Genomic DNA, 19349 nt, shown 5'->3' with positions numbered 1-19349 from the left:
CCATGGGAACAATGCTGGTCACTGGTGGTGCGGGCTTCATCGGCGCGAATTTCGTGCGGATGGTCACCGAGCGCACTGACTACAAGGTCACGGTCCTGGACAAGCTGACGTATGCGGGCAACCCGGCGAATCTGCGGGGGTTGGACGTGGAGTTGGTGGAGGGGGACGTCGCGAATGAGGCGCTGGTGGGTGACTTGGTGGGGGCGTCGGATGTGGTGGTGCATTTCGCGGCGGAGTCGCATAACGATAATTCGTTGGAGGACCCGTCGCCGTTTATTCATTCGAATTTGATCGGCACGTATGTGTTGCTGGAGGCAGTGCGCAGGCACGGGGCGCGGCTGCACCACATTTCCACGGACGAGGTGTTCGGAGACCTGCCGCTGACGGGCAACGAGAAGTTCACGGAGGCGACGCCGTATAAGCCGTCGAGTCCGTATTCGGCGACGAAGGCCGGCTCAGACCACTTGGTGCGGGCCTGGATCCGCAGCTTCGGTATCAAGGCGACGATTTCGAACTGCTCCAACAACTATGGGCCGTACCAGCACGTGGAGAAGTTCATCCCGCGCCAGATCACGAACATCCTGTGCGGGCAGCCCGCGAAGCTGTACGGCACGGGCGCGCAGGTGCGCGACTGGATCCACGTCGACGACCACAACGACGCCGTGCTGACCATCCTGGAACGCGGCAAGCTGGGTGAGACGTATAACATCGGCGCGGACAACGACCACACCACGAACAAGCAGGTCATCGAGATGATCTGCGAGCTGATGGGTGGCAAGTACGAGCACGTCAACGACCGCCCCGGCCACGACCAGCGCTACGCGATGGATTCCACGAAGCTCGCCACAGAGCTGGGGTGGCGGCCGCGTTACACGGAGGATCTGCGCGACGGGCTGCAGCAAACCATCGAGTGGTATCGCGAGAACCGCTGGTGGTGGGAAGGGGCGAAGGGGGACGTCGAGAAGCGTTATGAGGCGAGAGGACAGTAATGATTGCTGGGTTGGAAGTCCACGAGCTTGCGGTGCACCGCGATAACCGCGGCTGGTTCAAGGAAAACTGGGCTGGACAGAAGCTGGTGCCGGTGCAACAGAATGTGAGCTTCAACGCGCGGCGCGGGGCGACTCGCGGCATGCACGCGGAGCCGTGGGATAAGTGGGTGTCGGTGGCGTCGGGCCGCGTGTTTGGGGCGTGGGTGGACATGCGCGAGGGCTCAGCGACGTTCGGGGAGACGTTCAGCTGCGAGATCGGCCCGGAGACGGCGGTGTTCGTGCCGCGCGGGGTGGCCAACGGCTTCCAGGCGCTCGAGGACGACACGACGTACATTTACCTGGTCAACGAGCGCTACCAGCCCGGCGCGCGCTACGCCTACTGCTCCTACAAAGAGGTCGAGTGGCCGCTGGAGCCCACGGAGCTTTCGGAGGCCGACCTCACTCACCCCATGCTTGTCGACGCCACCCCAGTCCCCCAGCGCAAAATCCTTGTGACGGGCGCGAACGGGCAGCTGGGCCGGGCGCTGCAGGAACTGTACGGGCCGGATGAGGCGGAGTTCTGCAGGCGGGACCAGCTGGACATCACGAACCTGGAGGGCGTGGACTGGTCGAAGTATTGGGCGGTGATCAACTGCGCGGCGTACAACGACGTCAATGGCGCAGAGGATGACCCGGCGGGCGCGTGGCGTGTGAACGCGGAGGCCCCGGCGCAGCTGGCGCGGGTGGCCAATGAGCACGACTTGGTGTTGGTGCACGTGTCCAGCGACTACATCTTCGACGGCACGCACGAGGTGCACACGGAAGACGAGCTGCCGAGCCCGCTGAGCCGCTACGGGGCGTCGAAGGCTGCCGGGGAGACGGCGGCGCAGGTGGCGCGCAAGCACTACGTGGTGCGCACGTCGTGGGTGTTCGGGGACGGGGCGAACTTTATGGCGACGATGCGCTCCCTCGCGGAGGCCGGCGCAAAGCCGCGGGTGGTGAAGGACCAGCGCGGGCGGCCGACGTCGGCGGAGGACCTGGCGAAGGGCATCCGCCACCTGCTCGCCAACGAGGCTGCGTACGGGGTGTACAACATCACCTCGGATGGGGATTCGGTGGGCCGCGACGAGATCGCAATGGCGGTGTTCATCGGGATGGGCAAGGACCCCGCACAGGTACACCCGGTGACTTCGGAGGAGTACGAGGACAAGGCGCCACGGCCTGCGGAATCGACGCTGGCGCTGGACAAGATCAAGGCGACGGGCTTTGCCCCCATGAACTGGAGAGCTGCGTTGGCGCTCTATCTTGGGTAGGTTGTACTGCATGAATCGCACTTCTCTTGCAGCTCTCGCGGTGGCGGGGGCACTGGTGGTGGCAACCCCGGCGTTCGCTTCCACCCAAACCTCCACCTCGCCTGCTCCTTCGGCTCCTTCGACCCCAGCAACCACCACGGTCACCGTCACCCCGACGGTGACGGCGACGGTCACCCCGACGGTTGAGGCCACCACGACGACGAATACTGCCCCGACCGACCCGGCGATGGCACTGTCCGCGGGCGACACGTCGAACGTGTCCACCCCGGCGCTGATCCTGTTCATCATGGGCATCCTGACCACGGTGCTGACTGTGATCGAGAAGCTGCCGCTGGATAAGATCCTGCCGAAGCGCTAAGTCGATGAAGGGCATCATTCTGGCCGGCGGGTCCGGCACCCGGCTCTACCCGATTACGAAGGGTATTTCGAAGCAGTTGATGCCGATTTACGACAAGCCCATGATCTACTACCCGCTGACCACGCTAATCAGCGCTGGTATCCGGGAGATCATGGTGATCACCACGCCGGAGGACGCGCCCGCGTTCCGGCGCCTCCTCGGCGACGGCTCCGACTGGGGCATCATGCTCCACTACGGCATCCAACCCTCCCCCGACGGGCTTGCCCAGGCGTTTCTGATCGCCGAGGACTTCATCGGGGATGACTCAGTGGCGCTCGTGCTGGGTGACAACATTTTCGACGGCGCCCTGGACCTCAGCCACGACGGCACCGGCGGCACCATCTTCGCCTACGAGGTCTCCGACCCGCACCGCTACGGTGTGGTGGACTTCGACGCGAATGGCGTGGCCACGTCGATTGAGGAGAAACCGGAGCACCCGAAGTCCAACTTCGCCGTCGTCGGCCTGTACTTTTACGACAACCAGGTCGTGGACATCGCGAAGACGATCACCCCGAGTGCCCGCGGCGAGCTGGAGATCACCAGCGTGAACGAGGCGTACCTCAAGGCGAACCAGCTGCGGGTCCACCGTTTGAACAGGGGTGACGTGTGGCTGGACACCGGCACGATTGACTCCATGGCGGAGGCGTCCGCCTACGTGGAGGTGCTGCAGAAGCGCACCGGTGTGGTGATCGGCTCGCCGGAGGTCGCCGCCTACGAGCAGGGGTTCATCTCTGTGGACAGGCTGGTCAGCCTGGGTGAGTCCATGGTGAAGTCGGGCTACGGCACATTTCTTCTCGACGCCGCACGCAACTAGTATCGGTAGCCATGTCCACCGTTACAGCGCTCCTGTCTGCCTACCACGGCACTGTTCCTGACCAGCTCGCCGAGGCGCTACAGTCCCTCGCTGAGCAGACCCGCCCCGCGGACGAGGTCGTGGTCGTGTTTGATGGGCCGGTGGCGGATGGGGTCGAGGGGGTCGTCGAGAAGTATGGGGCGCGCGTGGTGCGCTGCGCCGAAAACCGCGGTGCGGGCCCCGCGTTGCAGGCGGCGCTGGAGACGATCAACAGCGAGTTCGTGGCGCAGCTCGACTCCGACGACAAGGCGTTCCCCCAGCGCATCGAGCGGCAACTCGAGTTTTTGCAGCAGCACCCCGAGGTGTCCGTGGTGGGAACTGCGGTGCAGGAGTTCGACGGCGAGCGCACCGGCGGCATCCGACGCCTGCCCGAGCACCCCGCACACTACGCCAAGATGAACTCGCCAATGAACCACCCTTCCGTGATGTACCGCACGGCGGACGTCAAGGCGGTGGGCGGGTACCAGGACGTGCACCTCATGGAGGACTACGACCTCTTCGCGCGCCTCATCGCCGACGGCTACACCCTGTACAACATGCAGGAGCCACTCACCTACTTCCGTGTCACCGACGAGCAGTTCGACCGCCGCACCGGCAGCGACATGTTCACCTCGGAGGTAGACATGCAGATCCGGCTGGTGCGCTACGGCCTGATCGGCCGCACGCGCGCGATGGTGAACGTCGCAGTGCGCACCCTCTACCGCCTGCTGCCGAAGCCTCTGCTGAAGCGCGTTTATGCGCAGCTTTTCCACCGCGCCGGGTAACATCTGCGTCAACATGAACGACGACACTTGGCTCATCATCCCCTGCTATAACGAGGGCCCCGTTATCCAGCAGGTCATTGAGCATGCGCGGGCTACGTTCCCGAACATCGTGGCCGTCAATGACGGCTCCCGCGACAATTCTGCCGACGCCATCCGCGCCGCCGGGGCTCACTTGGTCAACCACCCGGTGAACCTGGGGCAGGGCGCCGCGATCCAGACCGGGGTGGAGTACGCGCGGGCTCAGCCGGGGGCGAAGTACTTTGTCACCTTCGATGCCGACGGTCAGCACCAGGTCAAGGACGTGCTGCGCATGGTGCAGCGCCTGCGCACGGAGCCGCTCGACATCGTGGTGGGCACCCGCTTCGCCGGCCAAGATAGCTCGCAGGTGCCGTGGATCAAGCGCGTGGTGCTGCGCACGGTGGTGTTGCTCTCGCCACGCACTCGTCGCCTCGGGCTGAGCGACGCCCACAACGGCCTACGCGCCTTCAACCTCAAAGTGGCCAACGAGATGAACCTGCGGATGAACGGGATGTCGCACGCATCCGAGATCGTCGCCCTGATCGACCAACGCAAGTGGCGCGTCGCCGAGGAGCCGGTGGAGATTCTGTACACGGAGTACTCGATGAGCAAGGGCCAGTCGCTTATCAACGGCGTCAACATCCTGGCCGACAACATCGTGGCAGGGAGGCTCCCATGATCCAGTTCGCACTGATCTGCGCCACCGTCCTGTTGGCGCTCTACTTTTTTGCTAACCGCCGAAAGGCGAACGCGAAAGCGTGGGTGAAGATCGGCTTCGGCGCGATGTTCATCGCCGCCATCTGGGCGATCCTGCGCCCCGACGACGTCACCATCCTTGCCAACTGGTTGGGTGTTGCCCGCGGCACGGACCTGATGCTGTACGTGCTGATCATCGCGTTCTTCTTCACCACCATCTCGACCTGGACCCGGTTCCGTGAGCAGGAGCTGCGCTACGCTCGTTTGGCGCGGGCGGTAGCATTACAAAACGCAGAACAACCAAAGGAGCACCATGAGTGATACCAAGATCCCACCACTGATGTGGGCATTTACGGCAGTATTGGCGGTCGGCACCGGGGTGGGTGGCTACGTCATCGGCGCAAACTCCGCGACACCCGCCACGGAGACCGCCCAGACTGCACCGTCTCAGGCCGCCGAAGAGCCTGCCGCCGAACCGACTATGAACGAGGCCGCCGCCGAGATCGAGCGCCGCGACGCCAACGACCCAATGGCCCTCGGCGATGTCGACGCCCCCGTCGTCCTCTCCGAGTTCTCCGACTGGGACTGCCCATTCTGCATCAAGGCCAACGTTGAGATCATGCCGCAGATCATCAAGAACTACGTCGATGAGGGCAAGGTGCGCATCGAGTTCAACGACTTCGTAGTTAACGGCCAGGCCGCCGTCGAAGCAGCCCGCGCCGGCCGCGCTGCCGCCGACCAAGGCAAATTCTTCGAGTACCAGGACGCCTACATGGCAGAGGCCATCAAGGCCAAAGGCCACCCCGACTTCGACATGGAGGACTTCGTCCGCTTCGCTGAAGCCGCAGGCATGCCGGACATGGAGAAGTTCAAGGCCGACGCCGCCAGCGACAAGTACGACGCCGCCCTGCAGGACGCCAACAACCTAGCGCAGCGTGCAGGCTTTAACTCCACCCCGTCCTTCCTGGTCAATGGCCAGGAAATCATCGGCGCGCAGCCTTACGAGGCCTTCGAGCAGGCCATCGAGGACGCGCTGGCCAAGTAGCTAGTTTCTAGGAATGCGCGATGACGTCCGCGACGTGGGCGTGGCCGCGCTGGTTCACGTGCAGCGGCATGTTGCGTGGCGAAGGGCCGAAATCGACCAGCCCGGCCCACATCCGGATGTGGTCCGGGGCACACATGTTGTTGTTCCACGTGGACGGCTTCAGGTCCAAAAATTCGACACCCGCTGCGCGCGCCAGGTCCACCTGCATCCACTGCGCGGTGTCCTCCCACGCTTGCACGAAGGGCATCGGGGTGGCGTCGTGCATGTTGTTGCCCAGCTGAAACAGGCACACGCGGTCGCCCTGCGTGATCTTCGGGTAGCCGACAATCTGGATGCGCGCGTTCGGCGCCGCCGCCCGGATACGGTTCACCTGCGGCACCATCGCGTCGACGAAGGCGCGACGCACCTGCTCCGGGGACCGGCCGCCGGTCGAATAGGTGTCATTGAAGCCGGTCGAGATGATGACGCGGGCCGTTGCCGGGTTCAGGGCGCGGTCGCGCAACGCGCGGTCAACCTGCAGGGAGAAATAGGGGCCAACGCGAGTTGAAACGGTGCCGGCACAGGAGTAGTCCATTGCCCGCAACCCGAGGCGCGCAGCCGCCTGCTTGCCCCAATTCCTCGCACCGGTTGGGCACCAGACCTTCGCATCCGAGGAGCCTTGTGGCGTGGCGCCGATTTTTCCTGCCGCCCAGTCGTGGACTGTTGGGTCGGCAATGACTGAATCGCCGAAAACCACCATGTTACGCGGCTGCGCGGTGGCCTGCGCTGGCACAATGGCCAGCGCGGTCGCGACGATCGCCGCCGTCAACTTACGAAACACAAGTGCACTTCTTTCACATCTACAACAAGAACTACGCCTACTTTGCCAGATGTCATAGAATAGAGCAATGTTTCTCCGCTTTCTCAGGGCCACCCACCGCGCCGGAATGATCAGCCTCGGCAACAGCCCGAAAGCAGCGCTAGGGGTTATACCAAATCTGCTCCGCTTCCGCTTCACCACCGCCCGCGCTATCGAACAGGGCTACCTCGCCGCCCCCGAGCGCACCGCCCTTATCGACGACGCCGGCCTCCTCACCTACCGCGACCTCCGCACCCAAGCGCGCAACGTGGCCCGCTGGATCCTCAGCGTCACCGACCAGCCGCGCATCGGCGTCATCGCCCGCAATGGCCGCGGCATCATCCTGCCACTCGGCGCTAAAGGCTACACCGGCGGCTCCATCTTCCTCCTCAACGTCGGCTCCTCCACCGAACAACTCCGCGGCTGCATCGAGGAAAACGACATCAACATCCTCTTCACCGACGACGAATTCCTACCCCGCATCCCAGACATGGGCACCGCCATGGTGGTGGTTGATGGGGCGAAGTTGGCGTCGATAAGTATGGGCGGGGGCGACGCCACGCTGCCGCTGTTCCCGAAGCACGGCGACATCGTGCTCATGAGCTCAGGCACCTCCGGCATCCCCAAGGGCATCCTGCGCGCCGAGCCCGCCCTCCCCTTCGTGGTCACCGGCTACCTCGAGGCGATCCCCTTCCGCGCCGGCGACACCGTCCAGATGACCGCCTCCATGTTCCACACCTGGGGCTGGTCGGCGCTCAACATCACGCTCGGGGTCGGCGGCACCATCGTTACGCAGCGTGTCTTCGACCCTGCCAACGCCTTCCGCCAACTCGAGCACTTCCGTTGTGACGGCCTCATCTCCTCCCCTATCTTCCTCAAGCACATGCTTGACCTGGATGAACACTACGACACATCGCGCCTGCGCTTCATCGGCACCGCCGGCAACGCCCTGACCCCACTGCTCGCCGAGCGACTCATCGACCGTTTTGGCCCCATCGTCGCCAACATTTACGGCTCCACCGAACTCGCCCTCGCCGCAGCCGCCGACGCCACCACCGTCGCCAACGACCCAACCTGCGTCGGCCGCGTCCCACCCGGCACCACCCTGCGCATCTACGACGACGCCGGACGCGAAGTCCCCACCGGCACCGTCGGGCGCATCTTCCTCAACAACGAAACCGCCCTGCGTGGCTACACCAACTCCGACACGCCCATGGTCACTATCGACGGCCTCATCGAAATGGGCGACCTCGGGTACTTCGACAACCAGGGCCTCCTGCACGTCGTGTCCCGCAGCGACGACATGATCATCGTCGGCGGCGAAAACGTGCACCCCCAATCCGTCCAGGCGGTCCTCGAACGCATGCCAGGTATCGACGACCTCTACGTCGGCAGCGTCGACGACCCCGACACGTTCAAACGCGTCGCCGTCTGGATCGTCCGCACTGACGATCCCGCCGGCCAGGCGTTGACGGCTGCCAGCGTCCAGGCTTGGGTCCGCGACCACCTCGCCGACCACTCCATCCCCCGCGACGTCCACTTCGTCGACGCGCTGCCGCGCAACGCCACCGGAAAAGTGGTGCCGCGGGAGCTGTAGCGGGCATTCGGCGCGCGGGTTGGTACGTAGCAGCCTCACATGAGACGCTCCGAATCGTTCCGGTCGAGGTCTTAGAAGCGTGCGATGCTGGTCGCCGAAAATCAGACGGGCTTGGAGAAAATGGGCGACCTGCATCGCACTCCTTGAACACCTCGACCGGAGCGAGAACCGCCCAGAGACCAGCCGCAAACCACCCCCACCTACCCCCGAATTCCCACGTTAACGCTGTCGCAACATGCGGTGTCGGAAACTAATCGCGTACACCTGGTACACCCACTCGACCTCAAGGAGGACACCATGAAACGTATCGTTACCTGCGCTGCTGCCACTGCGATCGCGCTCGGCACCATTGCCGCACCCGCCCACGCCGCGACGGTGAACGTGAAGGACAAGGACGGCATGTGCACGGTGCAACTCTCGGCCGACGAGCAGCGCTTCGTTGTCTCCTGGTTCGAAGCGTCGAAGGCGATTGGGCTGCATGAGCAGGCACGCGACTTCGTGGCCGCCGTGGATACTGCTTACCCGGACGCCACGAAGCGCCCAACCAAGCTCGCCGAGAAGTACGCCGAGGCACAGAAGACGGTGAAGGAGACGAAGCCGACGAAGGAACGCACGCTCGAGGGCATCGACCCGGCCAAGCGCCAGGTCGGTCCGGAGATGAAGCGCGCTGAGGTGCCGTTTGGCGTCGAGAAGAGTGATGAGGCGCTGTATAAGGCGTGGGCCGCCACGCCAGCTGGGAAGGTCGCCGAGAAGCAGGCAATGCTTGACGACGCCGACTCCGCCGCGGCCGCTGCCTGCGCGAAAGGCGCTCAGGCGGATGTTGCGTACCCGACGGCGGAGCCAGAGCTGAACGTGGCGGCGATTGTTGGCGGCGTGATCGCGGCGGTGCTCGCGATCATTGGCCTGATTGCCGCGTTGCCGAAGCTCGGCGTGAAGTTGCCGATGCTTCCTATGTAGACAGGTAGTAGCTGCTAGAACTTAGGCAGTTGCGTGCGCAGGTTGTCCACCAGGGATGGTGCTGCCTGTGCGATCACAGCCAGTAGACCGGCGACTCCGAGGATGGACAGGATGGCGATGAGCCACGGGGAGTCGGCGGAGGAGCCGTCGGCAGGCTTCTTGTCGTCTGCTGGCTGTTCGCCGTTCCACCACTTGTCCAGGGTGAGGCGGGCGACGGTGGTGTTGTCGATGTAGGAGCCGCGGATCTTGTCAGTGTGCTTGGTGGATGCTTCGTAGATGTCGTCGGCACCTGCGCCCTTGTACCAGAAGCCGACGAGCTGGTTGGTGTGGTTGTCGGAGTTGTAGGTGTGCTCCGGCTTGGCACCCTTGGCGCCGCTGAGCTCGCTGTACTTGTCGGTATCCTGCGGGCCTGCGAGGTAGCCGGTTTCGTGGTCGGCGGTGACGATGAGCAGGGTGTCCTCCCAGGAGGAGTTCTCCTCGACCCACTTTTCGACGGCCTCTACCGCGTCAAAGAAGTCGATGGTCTCTTCGATGGAGCGGCCGATGGTGTTGGCGTGGCCGGTCCAGTCGATGGCGCCGCCTTCAATCATGAGGTGGAAGCCGTCTTCGTCCTGGTTGAGGGTGTTCAGGGCGCCGAGCGACATGGTGGCCAGGGTTGGCACGCCCTTGTTGAACTCGGTCAGGTACGGGCCGACGTTCGCCTTGTCTTCGCCGTCGGAGCCTGCGCGGCCCTGCTGCAGCGTGTTGGCCACGGGGGCGAGGCCGAAGACCTTCTTGGCGTCCTTGTTGGCTGCCTTGGCGAGGGACTCGAAGTCCGCCTGGTCGGTGACGAGGCTCCAGTCGGTTTCGCCGTTGGCGACCTTGTTGTAGGTCTCCTCGGTGATGTACTTGGGGTTGAACTTGCCGGTTTTTTGGGCGTTGTCGTCGTAGAGCGGGTGGCCGGCGCCCATGATGACGGACAGTGGGCTGTCGGGCCCGAGCATTTCGTCGGCGAGCTGGGTGTAGTTGCTGCGGTTCTCGTTGTGGCCGCCCCAGCCTGCCGGGGTGGCGTGGTTGAACGGCACAGTGGACACGACGCCGGCGGCCTTGCCCTGCTTCACGGCGCGCTGGGAGGTGTTCTCCAGTTTCTCACCCTTGTGGTCGACGCCGATCTTGCCGTTGTCCGTCTTGACGCCGGTGCCCATGGCGGTGGCAGCTGCGGCGGAGTCGGTGAAGTTCTTGTTGATCCAGTCGCGGTCGCTCCACGCCTTGATTTCGTCGTACTCGTTGCCGTACTGGAAGGTGGTCATGGAGGTGTGCTTCCAGCCCTTGTCCTCCTGCTCGAAGGTCTGGACTGGTTTGCCGTCGACGTTGGAGATGCTGTTGATGCTGTTTTCGCCGTTGAGCATCCACTTGGACTGGCCAGTCTGCCACAGGTTGGCTGCTGCGACGTGGTTGTAGCCCATGCCGTCGCCGACCATGTAGATGATGTTCTTCGGCGCCTTCGGTTCAGCGGCGTGCGCAGGCGTTGCGACGACAGCGAGCGCCACCACTGCGGACGTTGCTGCAGCGGCGACACGTGGGTTGGTAAAAGCCATGAGTTTCCTTCACAGAATCAGTACTTGGTTCGAGCCGCCGGGTTGGCGACGTATCGATTCTGCGAAAGCAATGTGAGTTTCCGGAGACATTCCGGTTATGTTTGGCGCAATTTTGGGTGAACGCTGAGCAAACCCTCAACGGTTGTGGAACGCCAAAAGGCGCCACCCGGTGTGGGTGGCGCCTTTCATTCGGCTCTGCGCGGTTTACTTCTGCTCAGAAGAACCGGCCTTGGCCTTGTCGGCAGGCGTGTCGCCCTTCGACGAGCCGAGGATGGTCAGGCCGTTGTTGAACCCATCCTCCTCACACGCCTGGGCGATCAGGACACCGAGCATGCTGACCGCAGCAATCGCGCCGAGCGCGATACCCAGCGGGCGCAGCTGCTCACCGTAGCCAGCGAACTGGCGGTTCACGGCGTCAGCCTTCGCACGCAGCTCACGGACCCACTCCGGGTCTTCGTGACGGCGACCCTGCTGACCGTGGCCCCAGTCATGCTTTGGCATGGACTCCTGGAAGCGGGCGTTCAGCTCAGCACCAGCCTGCTGCAGCTGCGGGCCGAACGCTTCGTTCACGCCGTAGCCGATACCAGCAAGCAGACCGATTGGCAGCAGCCACAGCAGCGGACTGTTGACCGCGAACGCGTTCGCAGCGCAGCGCTTCGCCTTCTCGGACGAGGCGTTGGCGCCTGGCTCTGCAGGAGTCGAAGGCTCGTTCGGATTCGAAGGCTCGCTCGGGTCAGTCGGGTTCTTCTTCGTGCCGACCTTGATGATCAGCTTCTGCGGAGCAACCTCGACGACACTGCCGTCTTCCTTATGGATGCGCTGACCAGGCTTACCCGGCTGCACAACCTCGTGCTTGCCCGATTCGAGGTTCGGGTCCTCAACGACCTCGTAGTCGTAGGCGACCTCCTCAGTCCAGCTGGTGCCCGCCGGTGGCTTGGTGCCAACGCGAACAACGCGCTCAACTGGCTTCTCCACCATCTCGGCGACGGGGCTGCCGTCGACAACCTTGATGGTGTAGCGGCCGTCCTTACCCGCAACATCCTCGACTTCCTCGCCTGGCTTCAGGCTCGGGTCGTAGACAATCCGGGTGGTGTAGCGGACCTTGATCTCCAGGTCGCCACCAGGCGTCGGCTGCTCAGGCTGGTCTGGATTCTCTGGGTCTTCGCTCGGCTTCTTGGTGCCGATGAGGATGACGTGATCCTGCTTCTCTACGAGCGTCTCTTCGGTGCCGTCAGACTTGTGGTGGACCAGGCCTGGCTTGCCTTCCTGCTCGACCTTGTGCTTGCCAGCCTCGATGGTTGGGTCAAGTTTGACTTTCACCTCGAACGGGATTCGCTCGTTCCACTCGATATCCGCAGGTGGCTTGGTGCCAACACGGATGATCTTCTCGACTGGCTCCTTCACGACCTTCACCGAAGGCTGACCCTTTTCGACGGTCACCTCAACCTTGCCGTTTGCGCCTTCCTGGTCCACGATTTCCTGACCAGGCTCGAGCGTCTCGTCGTAGATGATCTTCGTGGTGTACGGAAGCTCGACTTCCTTCGGATCGATCGACGGCCCTGGCTCATCGGTCGGCGGCGTCGGCTGCTCCGGTTCATCGGTCGGTGGTGTTGGGTTCGCAGGCTTCTTGGTGCCGACGCGGATGATCGCCTTCTTCGGCTCCTTCGTACGCTCGGTCTTCACCACAGGCTCGCCGGATGGTTTGCCGTCGACAAGCTTCTGCGTGGAGGTGACGACCTCCTCGCCGAACTCGCCCTGCTCGATGACCTGCTTGCCTTCTTCAAGGTTCGGGTCTTCGACGATCTCGGTTTCGAACTCGACCAGGCGGGTGGTCTTGGAGACGACGCTGTCGTCCTCAAGGCCTGGGCCGAACTCGACGATCCGCGGAGTCGGCTCGGTGCGAGCTGTCTCCTCCGTCTTGGCGGCCTCACCGTTGGTGCCGGTGAATGTCGCGGTAAAGGTTGCCTCGCCGTCCTTACCTTGCTGGACGACTCGCACCTCACCCGGGGCAAGGTTCAAGTTCGGGCGCAGCTCCGTCGGGTACGGAATTGGCTCCTTCCACTCCACCTTGTCGGATGCAGTTGCCTGCTTGGTACCGACCTTGATGACCTCGGTGACCGGCTCAGAGTTGGTCGTCTCGCCGCGCTTGGCATCAACAACCTTGCTGTTCTCGATCGTCTGGGTGATCTTGGTGGTCTTCTCACCAGGCTGGCCCTTGGTGACGATCTTGTACTCGCCAGCCGGAATCTCTGGGTCGTACTCAACGACGGTGTCGAACGGGATCGGCAGCTTCTCTTCCAGCTCGTACGTGCCATTGGTCATGGAACCGACACGGACGATCTTCTTCTTCGGTGCCTTGGTCTGCTCGACGGTGATGTTCGGCTCGCCGTCTGGCTTGCCATCCTTGATCTTCTGGGTCGAGGTGATCAGCTCCTCGCCCTTCTCGCCTTCCTGCTCGACCTTGGTCTGGCCGACCGGCACCGTGTTGTCCACGATGAACTCGGTCTCGTAGTTGACCTCGCGTGTCTTTGTCGACGTCAGCGTCTGGTCAGGAGTGGTCGGACCGTACTCGATGATCTCCTTGACCGGGTCCTTGGTCTGCTTCTCCTCAGGCTTCACGGAAGAATCGTCGCCCTTGGAGGTGAAGTTGGCCGTGTAGGTCTTCTCACCCGGCTCGCCCTTCTGGACGACCTTGATCTCACCCGGCTTCAGATCCTTGTTCGGACGCGTCTCAACCTCGAACGGAACTGGCGCCTTCCACTCGACCTTCTCAGAGGTCTCGGACGGCTTGGTGCCGACCTTGATCACCTGATCGACAGGCTGCTCGGTGACCTTCTCCTCTACGGTGGCCTCGCCATCCGGCTGGGAGTTGGTGACCTTCTGGGTGACCGTGGTGGTCTTCTTACCCGGCTTGCCCTCAGTAACTACCTCGGACGTGCCAGCAGGCATGTTCGGGTCGTACTCGATCTTCACGCCGAACGGAACCTCAGACTCAACGGTCTTCTTGGTTTCACCGGCGGTCTTGGTACCGATGCGGATCTTGGCCTTCTTCGGGGCCTTGGTCTGCTCGATGTTGATGCTCGGCTCGCCGTCCGGCTTCCCATCCTTGATCTTCTGGGTGGAGGTAATCGTCTGCTCACCCGGGACGCCCTCTTCGTCGACAACTTGCTTGCCGGACTCGAGGGTGTCGTCGTAGACGTACTCGATCTCGAACGGGACCTCTTGGGTCTTCTTGCTCGTCAGTTCCTGATCAGGGATGCCCGGGCCGACCTCGATGATGCGCGGCTTGGCTTCCTTGGTGGTCTCTTCCTCAGCAACCTGTGCTTCAGAGCCCTTGGACGTGAACTTAGCGGTGTAGGTCTTCTCGCCGTTCTCGCCTTCCTGGACGGTCTTCATCTCGCCAGGCTTGAGCTCCGGGTTCTCGCGAACCTCGGTCGGGTACGGGATCGGGAACTTCCACTCGATGTCCTTGGCGCTCTCGGCAGGCTTGGTGCCGATAACGACGACCTCGTTCTTCGGTGCCTTGGTACGCTCCCAGGTACCGTCCTTGTGCATCTTGGCTGCACCCGGCTCACCCTTGGTTTCGACCTTGTACTCACCAGCAGGGAGGGACTCGTCGAACTTGTACTCGACCTCGAACGGTTCCTCACGCTCCGGAAGTCCGAGGACATTGACGACAGCGTATGCAATATCCGTAGAACCGTCTTCGTAAGTCACGGTGACCGGAATCTTGACTTGCGTGCCCGGCTTTGCATCCGCAGGTGCGGTTGCAGTGATCCGGCCATTGTCGTCAATGCTGACATTCCAACCAGCCGGAACATCGCCCAGCTTGTAGGGGTTTTCCTTCGCGACGTTGACGTCCTCCGGCTTTTGAAGATCAACTGGCAACGTTGCAGCTTCACCCGGGTAGACAGTTTCCACCGGGTATACCGGCTCAGCTTCCCAGCTGTTGGTGTGCTTCACCACAGTGGTGACGGGGACCTCTGGGCGGGAACCGTCCGGAGTCTGGACCGTCACCGTGATGGTCTTCTTGTCACCCGGCTTAGCGGTTGCCGGCGGGGTGGAAGACACAACACCGGTCTTCGGGTCAATCTTGTATTTCCAGCCGTCGACTTCCTGCTCCGTGACCGGATTGCCGTCCTCGTCGTTACCGAAGGAGTAGGTCGAGTCTTGCGGCGCACCCGTCACCTGGTGGTCAACAGCCTGGTTCGGGCCGGTGACCTGCACGTTGTACTGCGGGGCGACGTCGCCCTTGATCACAACGACGGTGCCCTTGACCTTCTGCGGCTTGTCCGCATTGTCGTAGTGCGCGAGAACCGGCACGTCGAGGATGTCACCTTCCGGCGCATCCTTCGGGATGGTCGTGGTGATCTTACCGGTCTTTTCGTCGATCTTTACGGTCCACGTCTTGCCCTCTTTACTCGTGAGGGTATTCGTGGTTTGACCGTTCTCGAAGGTGTAGCGCTTCGGAGCCTCGTCAGAGGTGTTACCGCTGAGGCCACGCTCAGGAACGTTCGGGATCAGGCTGACCTTGGCGTTCGGCTTGTTGGTCACCGTGTCGTACTCAGGGATCTTGATGTCCACGATCGCCTGGAACTGGGTCTCGATTTCATCCGTGGTTTGGTCAGGGTAGGTTGCCTTCACCTTCGGGGTGATGACGGTGCCCGGCGCAACAGAATCGTCTGCCTTCGCGGTGACCTTGCCGGTCGCATCGACCGTGACGGTCCAGCCGGACGGTACGGTGTCCGGATCAACCTCAAACTTTGCTGGGTGGACTGGCTTGTGGCCCTTCATGATGGACTTGGTGCCCACCTGCGCGGTGAGGTCCTCACCGATTTTGCCCTTGGTCAGCCCCGGGCGTACCAGGTCGGTGACCTGGGTGTTGTTCGGGTCAACGACCACCAAGAGCTGGAGAACATCGGTGGAGCCATTGGAGTACTCCAGCGTGATCTTGGGCTGCGCGAAGGTGCCCGGCTTCGGGTTTTCCGGTGCGGTGACGGTGACGTTGTAGTTCTCGTCCATCTCGACGGTCCAGCCGTCGTAAACGTACGTTTTATCCAGGGCGACCTTCGCCTCGAAGCCACCGTCGCCCTTTTTCTTCGCCAGCTCCTTGATCAGGTCAGGGGTCTGGGTGAAGGTGACCCTCTGCGGCTCGGTAGCCAGCGGTCCGGTAGCGCTATCGACGCCGGAAATGATCGTGGCGTCAACCTTGTCATACCGAGGGTTATGTTCATCCGTGTTATCCAGGGAAAACGCCTGGGAGCCGATGACGTTCGCCTTATTGTAGCGTGTCAGCGAGTTGGAGCTGTCGAAGACTTGAGTGGTGCCAAACTCATTGTTGTTCTCACCAGCGGCCTGGAGCTGGTCCACGTTACGCGGCTTCGCCAGAACGGAGAAGTTCACGTTCTTGTCAGTTGCCAGGTCGGTACCGCGGTACTCGGGCCAGGTGAAGTAGATATCGCCGGTCTTGCTGTCGATACGCAGGAGCTGCTCGCCGCCGGATGCTGCCGGGTCCGTGGTGCCGATGAACTTGCCGTTGCCGTCGTAGGCTTCCACGACCATGCGGGACATGGAGTCATCCGTGCCACCGCTGGTCACAGCAGGAACGTTGATCTTACCGACCTTGGATACTTCTCCAGGGACAATCACGTGGTTCTCGGATACATCGGGAGTATCCCACGACACCGTGATCGGGTTACATTCGATGTTCTCGCTCGGCCACGGGTTCACAACGGCAGTGAAGGATACACTGTCTCCCCCCCGGGTGGCCCTTGGCCCACCCGGATTTTCCTTCGTATAGTTTCCCTGCCAAGCATAACGTACCGGGTTCGCGGCAGTGGCCTCAGCGAACTGCTTGACTTCCGCATTGGTCAGTTCTGCGAAAAGGTTCAGGTTTCGCTGTTGCCTAGTGCCATTAATGATGAGGGCTTCATCGGCCTTGTGTGTGACATTGTTGCCAAGAAAGGTCTGGCCGACATTCATCGACTGGACTTGACCTGTGTCGAGATACGCACCCATAAGACCTGAATTGGTGAAGCCCCAATCGGCGAACGTGCGGTCCTTCGAATTATCAAAGGAGACGCTCAAGCCCCAGGCTTTCTTGTCGGGGCTGGTCGCAGACGGCTCCAGGGTGTTCCAGCTGAAACCAGCCTGGCTGCCATCCGGAGTGGTGTCCGAGACAACACACGAGCCGGCCGGCAGGTCAGAGGCCTTTTGGGCGTCCTTCTCCACCGCGCCGGACTTCTCGCGGATGCCGCCGGAGAGTGTGGCGGCTGCAGCCTCCGGTGCAAGTGGGCCAGGTGCGACGACGCTCAGGCCGCCAAGCGCGAGCGCGATCGCGGATGTTGCCGCGATGCCAGTAGACGTTGACTTACGTAAACGCCGAGATGATTCGGCCATTAATTTACTCCTCATAATTGCTTCAGAAAATACTGATAAAAACAACCAGCTTCCTGAATCTGGTGTAAAAGTGCCACTGACATGGTATTTCCAGCAGTAGATAGCCATCTATTCTAGTGAATAGGTATAACGAATGTCGATATATGTTTCACAGCACCCCCACCGCGACGGTCCATGGAACCAGAAAAACACCCCGCGTATTCGCATTTTCCGTACGGGCGGGGGCGAGTTTAATTTTCTTGCCAGACTGACCTCTGCAGTGGTGGAAACAGGGAGTGGGGCAAAGAGGGCGTCGATACATTGGCGAGACCTGCCACACAGCGTAAAGCGCGCTGTGTGTGCCCTATGCCCATGAATATAAGTCACGCTAAGTTTTCGCAGAGAGCGTGCTACCGCTGACCGGTTCGGCTACGAAATGGTTCCCGGTTCCGCGAACTATTTTGGTCCCGGCCCAGACTGTCTGCGCTTTCTCGTAACGTTTTACCAAGTCGTCGAAGTGGTCATCTGAAATAATTCCAACGAACGCGCTGGTACGGGGACGATGGACTTTGACACCCACGCATAACAAAACCCCAGCTAAAACCGCGTTCTAGCTGGGGTTTCCCCTGAGCCACCTGCGAGAATCGAACTCGCGACCTTCTCATTACGAGTGAGACGCTCTGCCGACTGAGCTAAGGTGGCAACGCTGCACAATATTACAGCACCGCTAAGAATCCGCGAAACTACCAGGTCAGCGGGCGTCGCAGGCGAGGCGGATGTGGCCGAGCATCCCGTTGAACGCCACGACGGGGCTCACCTGTTGTTGGAGGCGCAGTCGGCACTGGGCGATGGCGTCGAGGCACGCCACGAGTCCTTCGGGGCGGACCTTCTCGGCGAGTTCGGCGGCGAGTGGCTGGAAATCGGGGTGGGTCAGCGAGACCTGGGCGTCGGACTGGACGGCGAGGGCGTCGCGGTAAATGCCGGCGAAGTCCACGAGGATGAGGTCGAAGACGTCGCGCTTGCGGCGGGTGCCGCGCGCTTTCTGGCTCGCCTCGAGCGCCTTGACGGAGGCGGACGCCCCGCGCAGCGCCTTCGCCGCTCCCCTGCCCTTCGCACCGACGCCGAGCGCCTGCTCGAGTTTGGCGCGCTCCTCGGCGTCCTCCTCGGCGTAGTCCTCGACGGCGGTTTTCTCAGTGGCCTTCACTAGGGAGGCGACGGCCTGGAAGGCCTGGGCGCCGTGGAAGACCAACTCGGCAAGGTTGATGGCTTGGGCGCGGCGAATCTGTACGGATTTGTCGTTGACCATCCGACGCGCGCGGCCCACGTGGCGCAGCGTGGTGGCGGCGGCCAGGCGGGCGTCGGACTCCGTGGCGCCCTCCTCCTGCATCAGGATGCGCACCACCTCGTCCTCGGAGGGCGCGGGGATATAGAGGTGCCGGCAGCGGGAGCGCAGCGTCTGGGAGAAGTCCTCCGGGTCCGTCGACGGCGCGCACAGAATAATGACGGTGTGGGCTGGGGGCTCCTCCACCGTTTTCAGCAACGCGTCGGAGGCGTCCTGGCCGAGACGGTCGGCGTTCTCGATGATCAGGACGCGCCAGGGGGCGACCGTCGGCATGCGGGCGGCCTGCGCGATGTACTCGCGGGTCTCCTTCACCTTGATCGTCAGCTCCTTGGGTACCACGTGCATGACGTCGGTGTGCTGGGAGGACAGCGCGTCGCGACAGCCCTTGCAGCGCCCACAGCCGATCTCGTCTGGGTCCGTGCACACCAGCGCCGCCGCGAACGCGAGCGCCGCGTTGGAACGCCCCGAACCAGGAGGCCCCGTGAACAGCCAGGAATGCGTCATGGCTCGCGCGTCGCCGATCCCCCGGGCGGCCGCGGCAGCGTTCATGATGACCTGCTGGACGGAGGGGGCGTCGGCAAGTAATTGACTCACGGTAGGCACAAG

The 19349-nt window shown here is 62.7% G+C and carries 14 protein-coding genes and 1 tRNA gene; 10 read left to right on the top strand and 5 right to left on the bottom strand.

Annotated elements, in window-relative coordinates; genetic code table 11:
* Positions 1–2 precede the first annotated feature (2 nt).
* The 8 genes from rfbB to HMPREF3170_RS01710 are packed head-to-tail and all read left to right on the top strand — an operon-like array spanning position 3 to position 6054.
* On the top strand, positions 3–989 hold the full coding sequence (rfbB, locus tag HMPREF3170_RS01745; RefSeq protein ID WP_070477342.1) for a dTDP-glucose 4,6-dehydratase: 987 nt from the start codon (positions 3–5) through the stop codon (positions 987–989).
* Entirely contained in the window at positions 989–2281 is a 1293-nt protein-coding gene (rfbD, locus tag HMPREF3170_RS01740) for a dTDP-4-dehydrorhamnose reductase (RefSeq protein WP_070477340.1), read from the top strand. Before rfbB ends, rfbD begins: the two co-directional genes overlap by 1 nt.
* Before the next feature lie 10 nt (positions 2282–2291).
* Positions 2292–2639, top strand: coding sequence for a hypothetical protein (locus HMPREF3170_RS01735; RefSeq protein WP_141742156.1), 348 nt, complete (start codon positions 2292–2294; stop codon positions 2637–2639).
* Positions 2640–2643: 4 nt separating this feature from the next.
* On the top strand, positions 2644–3492 hold the full coding sequence (gene rfbA / locus HMPREF3170_RS01730) for a glucose-1-phosphate thymidylyltransferase RfbA (RefSeq protein ID WP_070477336.1): 849 nt from the start codon (positions 2644–2646) through the stop codon (positions 3490–3492).
* Between the two features lie 11 nt (positions 3493–3503).
* Positions 3504–4295, top strand: coding sequence for a glycosyltransferase (locus HMPREF3170_RS01725; RefSeq protein WP_070477334.1), 792 nt, complete (start codon positions 3504–3506; stop codon positions 4293–4295).
* A 13-nt stretch (positions 4296–4308) separates the two neighbouring features.
* Entirely contained in the window at positions 4309–4992 is a 684-nt protein-coding gene (locus HMPREF3170_RS01720) for a glycosyltransferase family 2 protein (protein ID WP_070477755.1), read from the top strand.
* Positions 4989–5330 carry a DUF2304 domain-containing protein gene (locus HMPREF3170_RS01715; protein WP_070477332.1) on the top strand — a complete coding sequence of 114 codons (342 nt, stop codon included), beginning with the start codon at positions 4989–4991 and terminating at the stop codon, positions 5328–5330. Before HMPREF3170_RS01720 ends, HMPREF3170_RS01715 begins: the two co-directional genes overlap by 4 nt.
* Positions 5323–6054, top strand: coding sequence for a DsbA family protein (locus HMPREF3170_RS01710; RefSeq protein ID WP_246814886.1), 732 nt, complete (start codon positions 5323–5325; stop codon positions 6052–6054). Before HMPREF3170_RS01715 ends, HMPREF3170_RS01710 begins: the two co-directional genes overlap by 8 nt.
* Positions 6055–6061: 7 nt before the next feature.
* Here the strand turns inward: HMPREF3170_RS01710 and HMPREF3170_RS01705 are convergent, their stop codons facing one another.
* Positions 6062–6874 carry a GDSL-type esterase/lipase family protein gene (locus HMPREF3170_RS01705; RefSeq protein WP_070363231.1) on the bottom strand — a complete coding sequence of 271 codons (813 nt, stop codon included), beginning with the start codon at positions 6872–6874 and terminating at the stop codon, positions 6062–6064.
* A gap of 67 nt (positions 6875–6941) precedes the next feature.
* Here HMPREF3170_RS01705 and HMPREF3170_RS01700 point away from each other — a divergent pair, with 67 nt between their 5' ends.
* Positions 6942–8489, top strand: coding sequence for an AMP-binding protein (locus HMPREF3170_RS01700; RefSeq protein WP_070477330.1), 1548 nt, complete (start codon positions 6942–6944; stop codon positions 8487–8489).
* 297 nt (positions 8490–8786) lie between these two features.
* The gene (locus tag HMPREF3170_RS01695) at positions 8787–9446 is read left to right on the top strand and encodes a hypothetical protein (RefSeq protein WP_070477328.1); all 660 of its coding nucleotides are present in this window, start codon (positions 8787–8789) and stop codon (positions 9444–9446) included.
* A 14-nt stretch (positions 9447–9460) separates the two neighbouring features.
* On the opposite strand, the gene HMPREF3170_RS01690 is transcribed toward HMPREF3170_RS01695, so the two are convergent.
* The 4 genes from HMPREF3170_RS01690 to HMPREF3170_RS01675 form a co-directional block, all read right to left on the bottom strand.
* Positions 9461–11023, bottom strand: coding sequence for an alkaline phosphatase (locus tag HMPREF3170_RS01690; RefSeq protein ID WP_083290797.1), 1563 nt, complete (start codon positions 11021–11023; stop codon positions 9461–9463).
* 204 nt (positions 11024–11227) lie between these two features.
* A complete protein-coding gene (locus tag HMPREF3170_RS01685; protein ID WP_070477326.1) occupies positions 11228–17422 on the bottom strand; it encodes a G5 domain-containing protein in 6195 nt (2064 codons plus the stop codon).
* A gap of 608 nt (positions 17423–18030) precedes the next feature.
* Positions 18031–18103 (bottom strand) — tRNA-Thr (locus tag HMPREF3170_RS01680).
* Between the two features lie 49 nt (positions 18104–18152).
* Positions 18153–19346 carry a DNA polymerase III subunit delta' gene (locus tag HMPREF3170_RS01675; protein WP_256365838.1) on the bottom strand — a complete coding sequence of 398 codons (1194 nt, stop codon included), beginning with the start codon at positions 19344–19346 and terminating at the stop codon, positions 18153–18155.
* Positions 19347–19349: the final 3 nt, after the last annotated feature.

The sequence above is a fragment of the Corynebacterium sp. HMSC08D02 genome, assembly GCF_001807505.1.
Classification (GTDB): Bacteria; Actinomycetota; Actinomycetes; order Mycobacteriales; family Mycobacteriaceae; genus Corynebacterium; species Corynebacterium pseudogenitalium.
The sequence above is the reverse complement of the archived record's forward strand: the minus strand, read 5'-3'. Positions and strand labels throughout refer to the sequence as shown.

Coding starts and splice junctions, on each gene's coding strand:
- HMPREF3170_RS01685 (WP_070477326.1), bottom strand. CDS start 17,422: ATGGCCGAATCATCTCGGCGTTTACGTAAGTCAACGTCTACTGGCATC.
- HMPREF3170_RS01710 (WP_246814886.1), top strand. CDS start 5,323: ATGAGTGATACCAAGATCCCACCACTGATGTGGGCATTTACGGCAGTA.
- HMPREF3170_RS01735 (WP_141742156.1), top strand. CDS start 2,292: ATGAATCGCACTTCTCTTGCAGCTCTCGCGGTGGCGGGGGCACTGGTG.
- HMPREF3170_RS01715 (WP_070477332.1), top strand. CDS start 4,989: ATGATCCAGTTCGCACTGATCTGCGCCACCGTCCTGTTGGCGCTCTAC.
- HMPREF3170_RS01725 (WP_070477334.1), top strand. CDS start 3,504: ATGTCCACCGTTACAGCGCTCCTGTCTGCCTACCACGGCACTGTTCCT.
- HMPREF3170_RS01700 (WP_070477330.1), top strand. CDS start 6,942: ATGTTTCTCCGCTTTCTCAGGGCCACCCACCGCGCCGGAATGATCAGC.
- rfbD (WP_070477340.1), top strand. CDS start 989: ATGATTGCTGGGTTGGAAGTCCACGAGCTTGCGGTGCACCGCGATAAC.
- rfbA (WP_070477336.1), top strand. CDS start 2,644: ATGAAGGGCATCATTCTGGCCGGCGGGTCCGGCACCCGGCTCTACCCG.
- HMPREF3170_RS01720 (WP_070477755.1), top strand. CDS start 4,309: ATGAACGACGACACTTGGCTCATCATCCCCTGCTATAACGAGGGCCCC.
- HMPREF3170_RS01690 (WP_083290797.1), bottom strand. CDS start 11,023: ATGGCTTTTACCAACCCACGTGTCGCCGCTGCAGCAACGTCCGCAGTG.
- rfbB (WP_070477342.1), top strand. CDS start 3: ATGGGAACAATGCTGGTCACTGGTGGTGCGGGCTTCATCGGCGCGAAT.
- HMPREF3170_RS01695 (WP_070477328.1), top strand. CDS start 8,787: ATGAAACGTATCGTTACCTGCGCTGCTGCCACTGCGATCGCGCTCGGC.